The organism is Sabulibacter ruber (assembly GCF_017355955.1).
Classification (GTDB): Bacteria; Bacteroidota; Bacteroidia; order Cytophagales; family Hymenobacteraceae; genus Nibribacter; species Nibribacter ruber_A.
The window spans coordinates 904,724-921,994 of the sequence record NZ_JAFFID010000002.1 but is presented as its reverse complement, the minus strand read 5'-3'; the positions used below and the strand labels follow the sequence as shown (position 1 = coordinate 921,994).

The window sequence follows — 17,271 nt, the reverse complement described above, 5'->3', positions numbered from 1 at the left end:
TCCTTCCAATCAAAGCACCTCACACAAACTAATTTACTTCCAGATCATTTTTAGACGGCAGTTTGGGGAACGGAGCATGCGGCTCTGTCTGGTACCAGAAAACCACCGAGCTAATGTCTGATTGCTGCGGCAGATACCGGTGTTCGCTGCGCCAGCCCAAATCCTGAATGGTTATTCTCAGGTCTTTGTCAAACCTGATGGGGTCTACAATATGCCAGCGGTACATACCAAATCTCTGCTGCGCGTTGTACAAGCCGTCTGGCCTTATCACCTGGTGCAAGCCGGCATAAGCGGTGGAATAGGGTTCATATTGCCGGGTCTTTTTATTCTCAAAGTTGTAAGAACCGCAGAAGTAGTCTTCGGCCCCGGTTCCGTTGATGGTTGGGAAGTCTTTGTCGCCATCCATGTAGAACTTGATCTCGCCTTCACCCCACCAGCCGTTGTTGTTTACACCCCAGGCCATGTAAGTACCCACGTAGTGGCCTTTTCCTTTGATGCCATCAATCAGGGTATAAAGCGATCCTTTGGTTGGGTTGCTCCGGCGGAACTGAGCGTGGAAGTAAGCGGCATCGCTAGGGATATCGGTTAGCGTGTAATCAACCTGGTAGAACAGGTTCATGCGCTCAGAACTGGTGTTCTCCATGGTTATGCGGCACTTCTTACGGAAGGGCATCACCCAATAAGAGTTGAAAGCGCTACCCGGGTTTACCGTTACAGCCAGCGAGTTCAATGGTGCATACTCGCCCCATCCCATCCCGAAGAAATCACCTACCGGTACTTCAATGGAAGGCTCTTTTTCATCGTCCCAGTAGAATCTAAGAATAGAGTAGCGCCAGTTACCGGTTGGCGTCATCCAGATGTGCTGGATAGCGCCTGGTCCCTCAATTTCGGCTAGGGTGATGGTTTTGCCACCCTCAATCCATACGAAGGGGTTTATTTTCCAGCCCAATCCTAATTCACGCGCCTGATGCCCATGTACCCCTTTGTCTAAGGGGGTCATGCCTCCTTTGCCTTTCGCGCCGGTTATGTTTTCAGGACTAATAGAACGGGACTCAGCGTTAGACAACCGGAAGAGGTTACCCAGGTTCATTTCCAATCCAGTAAAGTTGCCTGCCTTTTGAGCATAGGCTCCAAAAGAAAACATGACAACAGCCAATAAAGCAAGTACTTTTTTCATCAGAATTACTTCTTTTTGATAGATTATAGTTATTCAGAAAGGTTAAAAAACTCAGCTAATTACTGCATTAGGCCACTATATAAACCTATGATTGCGTGGATGATTCACTCAAATAGCAATCACAAACCTGCCAAATGGGCAATACCATTCCCTCCTCAAAAAGAGGCATTATTGAAGAATCAAGAAACGCACTAGGTGGGCTTATTACTTGTAGTATTCTTTACTTTATTTCCCCTGACGGTCTTTTAATTTTGGTATTGATGTTTACCGGCTCCCCAAAATCAGGAGTGCCATCTCCCCGCCAATTGATCTTTTGAATGCGTGGGCTTCGCTTGTCAGCGCATCCTTGCCCCGCCAGTGGGTTGGCGTGGTAAATGATCCAGTCTTCCTTGCTATCTGGCGATTTAAAGAAACCGTTATGCCCTGGACCAAACGCGCTGCTCTCAGCTTTGGTAGAGAAAACCGGATTGGTAGATTTCACCCAATCTTCTGGCTTCAGGGGATCTCCGTTTTCCTTTAAGGTGAGCATTCCCAGGGAATAGCTATCTGTCCAGCAACCGCTTGCTGAATACACTAAGAACGGGTTTCCGTCTTTGTTTTTAAGTACTTCTGGCCCTTCGTTAACCAAGCCATTTCTTTCCCAGGTATAGGTGGGTCTGGAAATCATTATCCTCTCCCCTTCAATGGTCCAGGGATTACTCATCTTGGCTATATAAATCTGCTGCCTTCCAGAGTTAGCGTTAGGATCTGTTCCTTCCCAGCCTGACCAAATGAAATACAGTTTGCTATCATGCTCAAAAACAGAACCATCTATCGCCCATTTATCTGACGGATCAGAAATTTTGCCTTTGAAAGTCCACGTACCTGATAAGGGGTTGTCACTGGGGTTTTCCAGTACATACATTCTATGGTTTGCGTCATTTCCATCATCAGCCGCGAAATACACATACCACTTGTTATTTATTCTATGGATTTCTGGTGCCCACACGTTTCTGGAATAAGCCCCGGTAGCAGGTGCTGTCCAGATGGTCACGTTAGAGGCTTTGGAGAGCTGGCTTATGTACTGGGTTCTGTAGATACCAATCCTGTTCCCCATGGTATGGGTATAGTAATAGAAACTACCATGATGCACTACCCAAGGGTCTGGACCACTCGCCAGCAACGGATTTGTAAAAGTTGAATCAACTGCAGCTACCGGGGGCTTGGGCGTGACGTCATTAGTATCCTCTGAATCTGCTCCGCACCCTAGCGTGAACAGAGCAACAAACAGAGAACCATAAACAAACTTTCTGATAGACATTTTAGCTGTAAATTTTAACAAGCCTCCCAACTCCATTTTAAATGCATCATTTGTTGACTCTTCCCTACTTTATCCTTCATCTTTATTATTCCCCTTGGTATTTGTGATGCAGAAATAAAGGATTAACAAAGAGAAAAAATTAATCTTAAACACTCTACCTGATAGGCAAGATAAACTGAGGCACAAAACGTTAATATTCATGCTCTATCCTGCGGTAATAAGATCAAATAGACGCTACTCTTATTACTTGGATAACAGGAGCAATTTAAAAAGGTTAATCGATTAAACAAATTCTATTACCGTTTTTTATTTATCGTACTATTTGCCCCTCTTTCATATAAATTTCGCTATGCCCGTCACTAAAGTTCCTGGTTGTAAGAGCTACTATAGTATTGGCGTCTTTCAGGAAAAGCGAGTTATAATACGCCCCCTCGGTAGCAGGCAGATTAGGCCAGGGGTAAGATATATTGGTAAAGTTTTTGGCAACGCTGTTCCCTACCAATACCAACATTGTATTTTTCTTCCAGTCCGGTACACTTCTGCCCCCTGCATCCTGGCAAGACAAAATGGTTTGACCAGAAGGCAGTTGAATGATGTAAGGCGCACCGCCCCAAATATTTTGCGTTGTAGCTAGCCACCTTCTTCCGTTTTCCAGGGAAGCAGTTGATTTATAGTTCCAACTTGCGCTCAAAGAAGACCACACCATCCAGGGTGATTTTGAATCCTTTACGCTTTCAATCGGGAAAACAATTCCTTTGTTATCGTTCAACACCAAGGGAACCGGCATCCCGTCACGCATATTGTTTGTATAGGCAACCTGTTTGGGAGACTTCCAGGTAGCTCCGTTATCAGTTGAACGCACCATTAAGATTTCCTGCTGTTCAGCTACAGAACCAGGTCCGTTCCAGAACCTTGCCTCGCTGGCATAGAACAGCTGTATTTCACCATCGGGCAATTGAATCATGGCTGGTTCCCATGACCTGCCTCTGGCTACAACCTTTGGGGGACCAAATGTCCAGCCCCGGTCATTGCTCATTCTGATTTGCACATTGCTGTGTGCGTTGTCATCGGGGTTTCCTCGTCCTGCATACGCCAGCATCACAGAACCATCTTTCAAGACAATTATCTCGGGGTTTGAAAAACCATAGTAATCTGGCTTATCATCTGCCACTATGGTTTCTGGTGCTGACCAAGTGGCACCGTTATCAATACTTCTTCTGATGGCGATGTTATCCCACTCGTTGTTTCTGGGGCCGAAGTGGTAGGTAAGCAAAAGAGTATCACCTTTCACCCGGTGTATGCGCGGGTACTCCGCAAAATATACATCATGGGATAGCTTAGTGGCAGTGTTACTCCAGGTGATAGTTAAAGAGGGTGTAGAATTATCCTGCTCCGGATAATCGTCTGCGTGTACCTGGGAAGGTTGTTGGGGTCCTACCGGGGTAGGATCTTCCTGATCACTCTTACATGCAGAGAAGGTAAGAATGCCAAGTGACAGATATAAAAACCCAATTTTCTTAAGCTTTATCATAAACTTCTAACTCGCTAATCAATCCTTTACTTTTACTTAATTGACCTATTAAAAAAAACTGGGATAGCCCCACACTAAAGGCTATCCCAGTTTTTAAAAAAATTATTTAACAACTATTCTGCGAGTATCAACGCCGCCACGAGGGTCTGTCACGTGCAGCACGTAGACACCGGCACGTAAATCTAAATGCAGGGTTCCTGCTACTGCCTGCTCTTTTACCAACCTGCCATCTACGGTATTCACTCTCACCTGGTATTTCTTACCTTCTTCAAACTTCACCATTACTTTACCAGGAGAAGGGTTAGGATACACTACCATAGCAATCTTTGTTTTTTCATCTGCCACCTTGGTAAGCACACCGTTAGAAACAGTAAAGTGCGTTTTCATGAAGGGAGATCCTACGAAACTGTTGTCTATGGCTTGTACTCCCCAGCGATACTTACCTTCCGGCAGGCCTTTCAACGTCCAGGTTTTATTTAGCTGCACATTTCCCATGCCTGGAGTTCGCACCATTCCCGAGGTAGTGTCTGCTAATGCATAAGTATATTGCTTGCCGTTAGGTCCTACCACAAATAGGTTATAGGTTAAAGCAGCACTAGGGGTGGTATCATCAGTAGAGGCATTCCAGGCGAAAGTGATATCACCATTACCTGCCAGGGTTGCCCGCAAGTTAGAAGGCGCAGAAGGTGCTGCATTGGTGGCTGTTGTCGGGTTTACAACAACCAGAGAAACGTTTCTGCTGAAAGCACTATTGGCGCCATTGTAGTTGTTACCTGAAAACCCGGTCATGATAAGATCAAGGTCCTTATCTCCATCAACATCGGCCACTTCAATTGCGCTTTCAGACACACCCGGGATTGAGGCATTATTTGAATGCGCTGTGAATGTACCATTGTTGTTTAGGTAGATGTCTGTTGCCTGCCGTCCTTGGTTATGGCTCCAACCGGTAACAATCACATCCAGATCACCATCGTTGTCCCAGTCTGCAAATCTTCCACCATCACCGGCAGATAACTGCCGATAATCCTGAAAGGTAGAAGCCGCTACAAACGCACCTGCGTCATTTCTGTAAAGGCGATAAATATTATCATTGTTTTCCCCAGACTCTAACCAACCGTCGCCATTCAACAACAGGTCTAAGTCACCATCACTATCATAGTCTCCCCATACAGCAGAGCCCCAGCCTTTTGGCATGAGATTCAGGTTACGCTCTGTAAAGGTTCCACCATTATTATCAAAGATTCTGGAAAAACGGCGATCCCCTCCGGTTTGGACGTTTGTTGCCATTACAAATAGGTCCAGATCACCATCATTATCATAATCTACTGGTGATACCATAGGGTCAATGAACTTATAAGACTCAAACTGAGATGATTCAGTATATCCCCCTTGTTTATTATTGAATAAAATCTTGGGTCTTCCTAAATCCTGATTTCCAAAAACATATACATCCTGATAGCCATCATTATTCAAATCGGCTATACCTATAGTAGGCGCCATCTGCGGCAATGGAGAGGAAGCTTGCTTGGTGAATACCCCTGCATTATCTGAAGTAAACAGGTCTGCAAAAGGCGGCCCTCCGAAACCAGATTGCACCATATCCAAGTTGCCATCATTGTTGACATCTCCCCAGCCATAGGTCACGTGCGCGCCGCCCGTAAACGGATGCTCTGCCGGCGTAAACTCCCCACTTCCATTATTTTTATACAGCATCACATTATTCCCCGACCCACCTATCAGCAAATCCACATCTCCATCTTTGTCAATGTCAATAGCTGAAATTTTTGCGTGCTGGACCTCTAATTCCAGATTCCTGACAACGAAAGGCCCTTGGGCATAGCTTGCCAATGGGCCTAATAGCCCTAAGCTAAAAAACAGTAGATTTTTTTTCATAATAGTGGATTTAGTTTTGGGAATAAGGTAAAGCCTTGGGGCTATTTACCCCAAGGCTGTGAATATGATTACCAATTTGGATTTTGGGTAAGGTTTGGATTGATGTCTATATCACGTTGTGGAATAGGCAGCAACTCATGCTTGCCTACCTCAAACCGCGCAAAGGCTGGATCCCTTTGGGCTAACTGTGGCCCTAAGTCACCCCATCTGGCTAAGTCATTCCATCTATGACCTTCTCCGGCAAGCTCAGTGATTCTCTCGTGCTTGATTTGAGCCAGGAACTCAGATTGTGACATTCCGGGTTTCGCATCGGTCAGCCTGGGCAAACCAACTCTCTGTCTTACTCTATCCACGTACTGGTAGGCATCCTGGGTTCTGCCTACCGCGTTCAGACATTCTGCGTACATCAACAATACATCTGCATACCTGATGTAGCGCCAGTTATTTGGAGAGCGGAAACCTTCTGTATTTTGGGTTGCGTCATTCAAGAATTTCCTGAACCATACCCGATTACGGAAAGCATGAGAAGGATTATAAGCTACTGCCCAGGTCTGGTCATATACCCTTGAGAATTGTGGTCCTCTCACATCAGTAGAGTCATATAAGAAAGTAGCGTCTACTCTTGGGTCTCTTTGGCCTGTTGAGGTCTGTTCTTTCAAGAACTCTCTTGGTACCCATCTAAGCGCCTCAGCATCCTGGAACCCTTTAGGCGAAAAGAACTGAGCAATAGAAGTTCCATAGTTCTGATCCGGAGTTGCAATGTCATTATCGGTTGTTTCTACCGGGTTAATTGCAAACTGTATCTCAAAAACAGATTCTCTGTTGTTTTCAGTAGTACTCAGGAAATTATCACGGTAATTAGGCATCAGGCTGTAAATGTTTCTGCCCTCTTCCTCTACCAGCCATTTCAGGGGAGTAAGTGCCTCATTATACTTACCATCTTGCATGTAGGCTTTGGCTAACAAGGCAAAAGCAGCTCCCTTTGTAGCCCTCCCCAGATCAGCAGGATTCTGGTAGCTAGTAGGCAACCCTGCCGCGGCTTCTGTGAGGTCCTTTTGTATCAGAGCCCATACTTCTTCTTGTGAAGCCTGCTCTGGCACATCAGTAGGGGTGGGAGTTGCAAGCATCAAAGGAACGTTACCCCACAAGCTTGCCAACTGATAGTAGAAAAGGCCTCTCAGGAACTTTGCCTCTCCTATCAGCCGCTGTTTTAGCGTCTCATCCATTTGAATAGCCGGCACATTGTCCAATACCTGATTTGCCCGGTTTATTCCTACATACATTTCATGATACAGCGTTGCTGTCTCCCAAAGGTTGTAGTCTGGCTGGATGAATTTGTCTATTGCATTTGCAAGGGTAGGGTTAGGGCTATAACTAACTCCTAAATCTGACCTTGTGATTGTCAGGAAAGGCAATAGCCTGGAAAAACCAACCCGGTGGAATGTACTATAGACAGCGTTTACCCCCTGTTGAGCGTCAGAAGCATTTTGCCAGAACACTTCTGTAGTTGGCCGGTTAGGATTATCTATATCTAGCTCATTATCACAGCTTGACATTACTAACCCTGCTGCTAAAAGTGAATATATTAATATCTTTTTCATGTAACTCTAACTCTGTTTTGTATTAAAAACCACACTGAATCCCTAAAGAGAACATTCTGCTGGCTGGCCAGTTTCCTGCATCAAAACCACGGTCAAGGATTCCACTACCTACCACATCCGGATCCAGACCAGTATATTTTGTGATTGTGAATAGATTTTGCCCGCTTACAAATACACGAGCAGTTCCAACTCCAACACGGTTTAGCAGGTTTGCAGGAATGTCATATCCAAACTCCAGATTTCTCAGCCTAACATAAGAGCCGTTTTCTAACCATCTGTCACTGGAGAAAGTATTGTTAAGGGCAATGGCAGGATCACCTTCTTCCAGGCCAAGGCGAGGATCATCTGTATTGGTGTTATCTGGTCTCCAAGGATTGATGTCTCTTCTGAAGTTATTCAGCTGGTAGCCGTCAAGATCTCTTCTAACTCCGTTGAATATCCTGTTCCCAAATACACCTACTAACTGAACATTGAGGCTGAACCCTTTGTAAGAAGCATTGAATTGGGCACCTGTCTGCAGGGTAGGCCAGGGAGAACCTCCCACAAATGTTCTGTCCCCATCTTCTGTGATACGTCCGTCGCCATTTACATCCACAAAACGGATATCACCTGGTTTGGCATCAGGCTGGATAATGGTTCCATTCGCATTTACGTGGGCATTTACTTCTTCCTCGCTTTGGAAAATCCCGTCTGTTTTCAGCAAGTACCACTCTCCAAGAGGTCTGCCCACCTGGCTGCGGGTAAGACCAGTAGAAATGTAATTCTGCACACGGCCGCTGTTACCCAAATCCACTACTTCATTTTTGATGGTAGTAGCATTGGCAGAAACTTCCCACTTAACGGCGTTCTCATTGTTTCTGTAAGTAGCTCCAATCTCAAAGCCAGTGTTTCTGATAGAAGCCGCGTTTACTGCCGGATCTCCTTCCAGGTTACCCAAGTACCAGGCAATAGGCAGATTCACCAATACATCTTTAGACAATGAGTTATAAGCATTGAACTCAATGGTTACTCTGTTATTGAACAAGCCAGCATCAACGCCAATGTTCTTCACTACACGGCTTTCCCATTTCAGGTTAGGATTGGTTAATCTGGCCTGGTAAGCACCAATAGCGATTACCTCTGAGCCGTTAGGTCCAAATGGCGCTCTAGGGTTACTGTTCAGGAAGCCGATGTAGTCCCATGAGCCTAAGGTATTGATACCAAGTGTACCATAGGAAGCATTAATCTTCAGGTCAGATACCCAAGGAGCATTGAAGAACTCTTCTTCACTAATTCTCCAGGCGGCAGAGAAGGAAGGGAAAAATCCGGTTCTGTAATCTTTACCAAATCTTGAGTCTTGATCAACACGGCCAGTGACAGTGAACAAATACCGGTCTTTCAGCACATAATTCACTCGTCCCAGGTAACCAATGTTTCTATAATCATTACCCACATCGCCGCTTGCAATAGCTGAGCCTCTTGCGGAGTTGATGGTGGTATAGTACTGGCCATTTATCACCTGCAACCAAGTACGTCCGGCAGTTGCCCCTTCACTTTGAATATGCTGTTGAGTTACACCTAAAACTCCATCTATGTGGTGAGCCCCAAAGTCTTTCGTAAAGTTTAAGGTATGATCAAATTTGGTGTTGAGGAATCTTCCACGATAATCGTCAATTCTGGTAGAGTCGTCTACCATCTCATACCGCCAATCTCCCCGCTTTCTGGTAGTTTTTACATTATCAAAACTTACCTCAAGGCCGGCATCAAATTTATAGGTAAGCCAATCTGTGATTTTAACTTCCACGAAGCCATTCCCGATCAGCTTAGAGAAGTTCTCTCTTCTTCTCCACAGCTCGTTTACGGCTAGTGAATTCCACGCATAGGTTTCAGCATCGGGATTCCCAAGCCCCCAACCTCCGGGGTTATTGCCACCTACACCTATATAAGCAGGGCTTTGCACTGGTATTACCGGCAACATTCTGGGAAGATCATAGAATGGGTTCCCTCCTGCAGGCAGGTTCCGTACAGTATTGGTTAAAAGAAGGTTTTCACCGAAAGAAACACGTCCTCTTTTGCTTCTTGTATTGATTCTCAAGCTTCCTCTCTCAAAGTCATTCCCCACCAGGACGCCTTTGTTTGTGAAATAGCTACCAGACACCATGTAAGTACTTGTAGCAGAACCTCCAGACACATTCAGGTTATAATCCTGCACATTGCCTAACCGGAAAGCAGCGTCCTGCCAATCTGTATCTATAGATGGGTCAAACTGATCTCCCACACTTGCCGGAGGCGTTAAACCAGCATTCTCAAACTGCGTTCTTTGCATGGAGGCAAACTCAGAAGCATTCATCATATCCCAGCGCTTTGGTATTTGCTGCACACCATATTTTGCGGAGAAATTAACCTTGGCTGGTCCTTCGCGCCCCTGTCTGGTAGTGATGATGATTACTCCATTACCGGCACGAGAACCGTAGATTGCGGCAGCCGATGCATCTTTCAGGATCTGAATCGATTCGATGTCGTTGGTGTTAACGGTGGTATTAGCATCTGAGAGCATACCATCGATCACGTACAAAGGAGAGGTATTTGTGAAACTTGCCGCTCCCCGAATCTCAATGGCAGCCCCTTGCCCCGGAGCACCACCGGTTCTCACCGTTACCCCAGGAGACAAGCCCTGGATAGACTCTGCTACGGTAGTTGCCGTCACTCTTCTGGACTGCTCAGGATTAACCACCGAGACTGCTCCTGTCAGATCTCTTTTCCTTACAGTCTGGTAACCAATTACCACAACTTCATTCAGAGTCTGCTCATCAGACTGCAAAACGGCATTCACTACAGACTGCCCCGAGATAGGCACTTCTCTGGTAACAAATCCGATGTAAGAAAATACAAGGGTACCGTTCTCCTGCCCACCAGCGAGCGGAACAAGGTAGTTTCCGCTTGCATCAGTAGAAGCCCCGTTTGTTGTACCCTTTACCAATACGGTAACCCCCGGGAGGCCCTCCCCTGCGGCATTTGTTACACGCCCAGAGATGTTTCTGCCTTGCCCGGCTACTTCCTGCGCCAATGCGCTAATAAATAGGAAAAAAATAAGCAAAAAGCTGCTAGACTTCCGCAGCATCTTCCTGAGATGCAACGCCTCGTCTCCTTCTTGCAATTCAATAGGTAACTTTTTTTTCATGTAAACTAGAGATTGGAATGGTTAAAGCAATCTATGATTTAATAAAGAATGCCAAAGGGAGGCCAGGGCATAAACTTAAGAAATCTGTAAATTAACGTAATCGTTTACGTACTGCATTTACAATCCTAAAATTTAACAACCCTAAAAAGTTTAGCCAAAACTACGGCTAACTATTAATATTCAAAAAAAGTTAACCGATTAACAACAACAAACATATAAATTATTTTTAAAAAACAAGGCCTGTAATTATGGTTTTATAATTCAGCACTTGCGTCACCAATATTACAAATATGGCAACCCTCCGCTTCTTCATGTAATCGATTACATACCATGCAACGGATCACCTTACACGATATCGCATAGAGTTAGGAAGCACGGCGGCTACCGCCTCCCCCGCGTTGGATGACTACCCTTCCATCAGCGCAGCTGCTAAAGCTCTCGCGCGGAAGACCACACAAAAACTTAACTATTAGCAAAACCAAGCCGCCTCTTCCCTAAGACTAGGCAGATGTCTCCTGCTTGAGGTTATCATTCCCAGCGCCGAAAACCAGTTTCTTGGGCTCAGTGATTCACGGCATTGAGCAGGTTGCCAAAAGCCAAGGTCACACGGTACTGCTTTTTTTAATCCAATGAGTCTTACAAGGATGAGGCACGGGGCGTGTAGACTCTTTTGCAGTCTAATGAAGATGGAATCATCGTCCCTATTGCCAGGGAGTCAATTAAAAACCAGACCTCTTCCTGGAGGTTAAAAGGTGCAGAGTGCCGCTGGTACTCTTTAACCAAGTTATGAATAGCTTGGGGCCAATCCGTAGTAATTGATGACTACAAGGCGCCTACCTTGCTACCGAGCATCTAGCCTAGCAGGGATACTCGACGCATTGCTCATCTCTCTGCCCTAGCACATCAAGATGCTCCGAGCTATGCAGACGCTCTCAAGCCTCACAATCTGGAAGTAGACTATAAGGCAAGGTAGACCAAACCCTGTCTCCTAGCGGAATTTTCTTGCTCCTTTGTTGTTAGTACGACAAACCTCAACCCGACTTGCAGTGGTGAAAACTGAACTAAATACTGTTAACTCTTTATTACAGTCTTAAACTGTACAAGCCATTCGCCCTTAGCATAGTGGTTGAACAGGGTACACACTGACGGCCCTTTTAAAACGCGAGAAACATATAAAGCTTAGCCTATTCAATAGTGGGCAAATACCCGTCCCGCATATGAGAATTTGACCTTGCCGTAGCTATCTATGGGTTTACTATTCAGGACTACCTTACAGTATCAAATATCCACGCTGCGCTTTGCTTCTTAGGCAAGGCAGTTTGGTTTTTTATTTCTTTTATAGAAATAAGTCAAAAACAAAAATCCACTAAATATACCGGTTAGAAACGCAAAAGGGCAGAAGTATTCATCTGCCCTTTTGCGTTTCCAACCTATAATTGAAAAAAGACACCATTTTCAAGGCAGAGAAATACTCTTGTCTAAGCCAACAGTATTTCTCTGCCTTGTAGATGCTGAGACAGATACGTGCCTACTGCCTATATTCCTTCATGAACAAAAGTGAACTGGAGTAAACTAATCCTGTGTTCAAACCTTCAATCAATTGGGTAGTAAGCAACCTATTTCCTCCCATATTTTACCAGATCAAAGTCTCAATTTCTTTTATTAGTTGCTGATGCCTTCACATTTACCAGGGAAGGATTGTAAAGCTTGGTATGTACTTCTTTTAACTTCTCGGTGGGCACCTTGATCACTTTTCGGTCATAGGTCATGAAGCCGTTTGTTTCCACTTCCACATCTGTTGTCTGGGTGTATACTGCCGCTGAGAGGCCTTTCTTGATCAACTCTTCTAGTTTATTTGTGAAAGACTTATACCTGTCAAACATCTCGTCGGCGGTCTTGAAGCTTTGATACCCCCAGTTATCCTTTTGTTGCCAGGTATGCCCTTCTATGGGCAGACCTAACCCTCCATATTCACCCAGTACAATGATCTGGTTTTGTCCGAACAGATCTGCTCTTGGCATTGCAGGCCCCGGATAGTTGTGTAAGTCTATAATATGCCCCACCGGATGGAAGTTACCACCGCTGGCACTGTTCACCAGTCTGGATGGATCCTGCTGCATGGTCCAGTTCGTGATCTCAGCAGTCTTGAATTGGCCCCATGCCTCGTTGAAAGGCACCCATACCAGAATGCTGGGGAAGTTGTGCAGGTCTTTCATGATCTCCGCCCATTCTGTCCGGTAAACCCTCTCTGACTCCGCTGTCCGGTTCATGTCTTCGGCTACTCCCTCAATGCCTGGCTGGTTGCCCCAACGGGCACCCAAGTCTCCGCTTGGCATATCCTGCCACACCAGCATGCCTATTTTATCGCAATAGTAATACCAGCGGGCGGGCTCCACTTTTACGTGTTTCCGGATCATGTTAAAGCCCATCTCCTTTGTCTTGTTAACATCAAAAAGCAGAGCCTCTTCGGTGGGGGCTGTGTAAAGTCCATCGGGCCACCAGCCTTGGTCCAGAAAACCGTACTGGAATACAAATTTGTTGTTGAGCAGCATGCGCTGGGTTCCGTTTGCGTCAGGAGCCATGCTGATTTTGCGCATTGCAAAGTAGCTTTTCACTTCATCCACCACTTTCCCGTTGCGAACTACGGCCACTCGCAGGTCATAGAGGAAAGGGTTTTCGGGTGCCCAGAGCTTTGGGTTAGGAACCTTTAGCGCAGCCGTACCATTGGCACTTACCTCTTGTTCTGCCACTTTCTTTTTTCCGTCCCAGGCAGACACTCGTACCCGATCGTTTGCCTGCAGGTTTTGCACCTGGGCCGCCACATTCACAACCTGCTTATCTATGTCTGGGGTTTGTTTGGTAGAGGCGATGTAGGTTTCAGGAACCGCCTCCAGCCATACCGTTTGCCAGATGCCGGTTACAGGGGTGTACCAAATGCCTTCGGGCTTTTTCACTTGTTTCCCTCTTGGCTGGGGACCTTCATCGGTTGGGTCCCAAACCCGAATGGCTATTTCCTGCTGGTTCCCTTTCTTCAATGCCGAGGTGATATCCATGCTGAAAGGGTCGTAGCCGCCCTGGTGCGAACCTACTTTTTGTCCGTTTACAAAAACATCGCACTGCCAGTCAACGGCCCCGAAGTGCAGCAGCACCTTTTGCTTCTGGAGTTTTGAAGGTACGTTCACTGATCTTTGGTACCACAGTACATTTTCCTTGCTCACAGTCTTCCCAACCCCAGACAGAGCAGACTCAATTGGATATGGCACCAAAATGCTTCCCTCAAAAGAGGCAGGAATGCTCTCGTTCTGGCTTTGGGGCTGCACGGTATATTGCCATAGCCCATTCAGGTTTTGCCAATTATCCCGCACCATGTGTGGGCGGGGATACTCCGGCAGAGGATTAGCGGGGTTCACTTTTTCTGCCCAAGGTGAAGTTATCTTGCCCGCTACAGGTTTCCAGTCTGCTTTTTGGGCATTCACAAATTCTGCCTGAAACAGCAGAATAAAAAGGAGTAGAAAGGGGGTTCTCTTCATATTATGAAAGATTAATTATTTCCTATTCTGGTGATTGACGTATCTGCTTTTAGATGTAAAATTTGCTTGAAAGCCAGTTATGATGCTTCATCACTCCATTTGATAGCTATGAGGCATTTCTTCCTTCTCACTTATTGCCCATCAGGCAAGTGAAACACAGTAATTCCGTTAAACCTGGCTTTGGTCTGATCTGTATGTAATCCTATCTGAGAAGCCGGGAAATCGTTCTTCAAGCGTAGCACCTCTTGCCCATCAACAAAAAAGATAATTGCGTCTTTTAACCTGCTTACCCTTAGGTTGTAGGTTTGCTTGAACATCTCCTCTACCCATACTTTGTAGAAGTAAAAGTTATGGTCTGAGGCGTCTTTGTTTACCAGCCTTATTTGCTCTGCTTCAATTGGCTCAAATGATATTTTACTGAACCCCGGATGGACAGAGGACACCTCTTTAAAGGAGGTCAAAGGATGCCACTCGCCAGCGCGCTTATAGAAGATATCAACCTTCTGGTGTATATTCTCAATGGTGGTGTCTTGCTTTAAATGAGGTGTTTTGTTAAAGCGAATGGAGTTAATGAAAGTGGGAGTATTGAAAGAAAAATACTTCTCCATAAAATCTGTATACTTCATATCAGCATAGAGACTCTGGCTTTTCCGGAGTACTACTTCCTGTTTTTTAATGGATTTGCCTCCCCTTATTCCTTCAACAATAAACTTTTGATTTTTAAAGTCGAAGGCCGCTTTCAGGTAGTTATTGGCATCTACATAAACCGGGTAAATGCCTGCACTTCCCGTCTTGTTCTCTGAAGAAACCTGTACGCTGACTTCGTAAGTACTTAGGGCATCTCCTTTAAAGATGGCTGATTCACCTGTAGCTTCGGTTTGGGTAAATCCGTTCTCAGCAACTATCCAGTTCCCTTTTTTGGAAGACCCTTTGGCTGAAGCGCCCCAACCAGTGATCGTGTTATCAAATTCATCCCAGCCTATGGTATAAAGTACTCCATCAAAGGCAGTATTTGCTCCATCTGTATAGAGGCCAGGCACCCCTTTACCAGAGAAGTTTGTTTGGATCAGGGCACCTCCTGGGGCTGGCAAATCATCAATCTTAACAGAAAACCGATTGCCGTTTTTATACACTCCTAAGGTATGGTATACATCATAGTTAAAATCTACAGGCAGAGCATATGCCTTAGACTGCAGTTCTCCGGCAACATTTAGAATGCAGGTCCATTGTTTCTGCTGAGGGTTTAGCACTACCTTCACCCAATTACGATCATCTTGCCACCAGGCATAAATTCCTGCTTTTCCAGTGGAAGAATTACCTATTTTAACCCCAGCTTCAAAAAGATAATTGGCAGCTGGCGTACTCTTCACCAATGCCTGCGCGGTGGTTTCCTCAGCTTGCTTTATTTCTTTGTTCTGTAGGTTCCAACGGTCGCCGCTAGTGTTCCATTTAGCTTGCCATTGCCTGGTATCCCCCTCATTAAACAAATCAGAAAAGGTGGGAGCCGCAGGGGCTGGATGGTAACCAGCAGTATGCGTACTGCTAATTCCATCTACCGTCATGGTTTTATCAAAGAAGTGCACTCTATTAATATACTGCCCTCTTCGGTCAGCATTCTTGTTGGCCATGTAGATAAGCCACCATTCAAAGCCATTTGGTCCGCGGAGGATATTAGGTTGGCCGGGCGAAAAAAGAATATCATCTCCGGTTTGGTCCTTTAGGTCAAACAAGGAAGCATCCAGAAAATTGGAGTGATCCCCCTTTGAGCTTTGGATTGCCAACGTGTTATTTCCTTCTTTCAGGAGGGAAGCGGCTTTCTTATCCAGGTTCCAGGTTGTGTATTTTCTGCCTTCTCCTTTGTAGATAGATTTACCATTCAAAAAAACTTCGGTATCTCCGTCATGATGAATCCTAAGCATTAAATTACCGGTGTTTTTCTTATCAGCGGTAAAGGACTTTCTTACCCAGATCTGCGGCGATTTCCAGTCTATCTTGACCTTACGAGTGGTAGAGTTCTCGATTACTCTTGACCCGAAACCCGCTTGCGCTTTTTGCCAGACTGCGGTATTAAAATCAGGTTCTTTCCAGTTCCCGGTTGGCTGTTCAGTTGTATACAGAAAAGAAGCACTCTCTTTGGCCGGATATTTCAATAAATCTACATAGGTATCCTCCAGGTCTATCTGGTTAGATTTTACCACCGGATAGGGATACTTTGTACCATGATTAAAGCCCAGAGGGTTATCTGCTTCTGCCACACCCAGGGCATAATTGCCCCACTCAGTACCGGTGTGGTTTGAATTATACATTAAATAATACCGGTTCCGGTATTTGATCACCCAAGGCCCTTCTTCTACCCTGTTATCAAGTGTCTCCCAGGTACCCTGTAAGGATGAAAACAGGTAGGTGGGGTCACCGGCAAACGTACCGGGATCTTTCATAGGCCTTGCCCAGATAGTATTGCCATCGGTAAACTTTACCATGTACAAATACAGCTTACCATCATCATCAATGAAAAGATCGGGGTCAATCCGGTTATCTAGCCAGGTAGTCTTTACCGGTTCTTTGTAAGGCCCCAGAATGTTGGGGGATACAGCATGCCCTATATGAATGGCATTTCTATCCTTGCCCCAATAATTAACGGACCAATACATGTGAAACACCCCGTTGATATAGTTGATATCATTAGCATGAATCTGGTCATCTCCGGCAGATCGCCCTTGGGTCCAGTTATTATCCATGGAGAACACATGCACCGGGCCATCCCATTTCACCAGGTCTTTAGATGAATAGAAACCACCGTTGGTAAATACCCCGCCTATGTAATACTCTCCATTGTATTTGATGACACCGGCATCTGCCACACCGGGCAGAACAGGATTAGCAATGTTGGGGCTTATTTGACTATACACCGGTAAACAGGAACCGATCAGAAGTACAGACAAACCCAGCAGATTTCTCAACGATCTTCTATCCGTTTTGATATTGCTGTAGAGTTGCTGACTGTTGTCTGATTTCCTTTTCATAGTGTCTACTGATATGCTAAATACCTTGGGCATGAACTTGCGGTAGAACTTTCATG

At 45.5% G+C, this 17,271-nt stretch carries 8 protein-coding genes; all 8 read right to left on the bottom strand.

The genetic code is table 11. The features are described 5' to 3' along the window. Window positions 1-28: 28 nt before the first annotated feature. Window positions 29-1,177, bottom strand: a complete 1,149-nt coding sequence (locus JT719_RS15140) for a glycoside hydrolase family 172 protein (protein WP_207434157.1) — start codon at window positions 1,175-1,177, stop codon at window positions 29-31. Window positions 1,178-1,397: 220 nt separating this feature from the next. Continuing rightward, window positions 1,398-2,477, bottom strand: coding sequence for a glycoside hydrolase family 43 protein (locus JT719_RS15135; RefSeq protein WP_207434156.1), 1,080 nt, complete (start codon window positions 2,475-2,477; stop codon window positions 1,398-1,400). A gap of 310 nt (window positions 2,478-2,787) precedes the next feature. Then, window positions 2,788-4,008, bottom strand: a complete 1,221-nt coding sequence (locus JT719_RS15130) for a sialidase family protein (RefSeq protein ID WP_207434155.1) — start codon at window positions 4,006-4,008, stop codon at window positions 2,788-2,790. Window positions 4,009-4,110: 102 nt separating this feature from the next. Further along, entirely contained in the window at window positions 4,111-5,901 is a 1,791-nt protein-coding gene (locus tag JT719_RS15125; RefSeq protein WP_207434154.1) for a T9SS type A sorting domain-containing protein, read from the bottom strand. A 68-nt stretch (window positions 5,902-5,969) separates the two neighbouring features. Further along, complete coding sequence (locus JT719_RS15120; RefSeq protein ID WP_278251878.1) at window positions 5,970-7,457, bottom strand: RagB/SusD family nutrient uptake outer membrane protein; 1,488 nt, start codon at window positions 7,455-7,457, stop codon at window positions 5,970-5,972. Window positions 7,458-7,524: 67 nt separating this feature from the next. Beyond that, entirely contained in the window at window positions 7,525-10,662 is a 3,138-nt protein-coding gene (locus JT719_RS15115; RefSeq protein WP_242693261.1) for a SusC/RagA family TonB-linked outer membrane protein, read from the bottom strand. A 1,649-nt stretch (window positions 10,663-12,311) separates the two neighbouring features. Further along, window positions 12,312-14,192, bottom strand: coding sequence for a glycoside hydrolase family 2 protein (locus JT719_RS15110; protein WP_207434152.1), 1,881 nt, complete (start codon window positions 14,190-14,192; stop codon window positions 12,312-12,314). Between the two features lie 131 nt (window positions 14,193-14,323). Further along, window positions 14,324-17,215: a family 43 glycosylhydrolase gene (locus JT719_RS15105; RefSeq protein WP_207434151.1), complete on the bottom strand. Its 2,892-nt coding sequence runs from the start codon at window positions 17,213-17,215 to the stop codon at window positions 14,324-14,326. Window positions 17,216-17,271 lie beyond the last annotated feature (56 nt).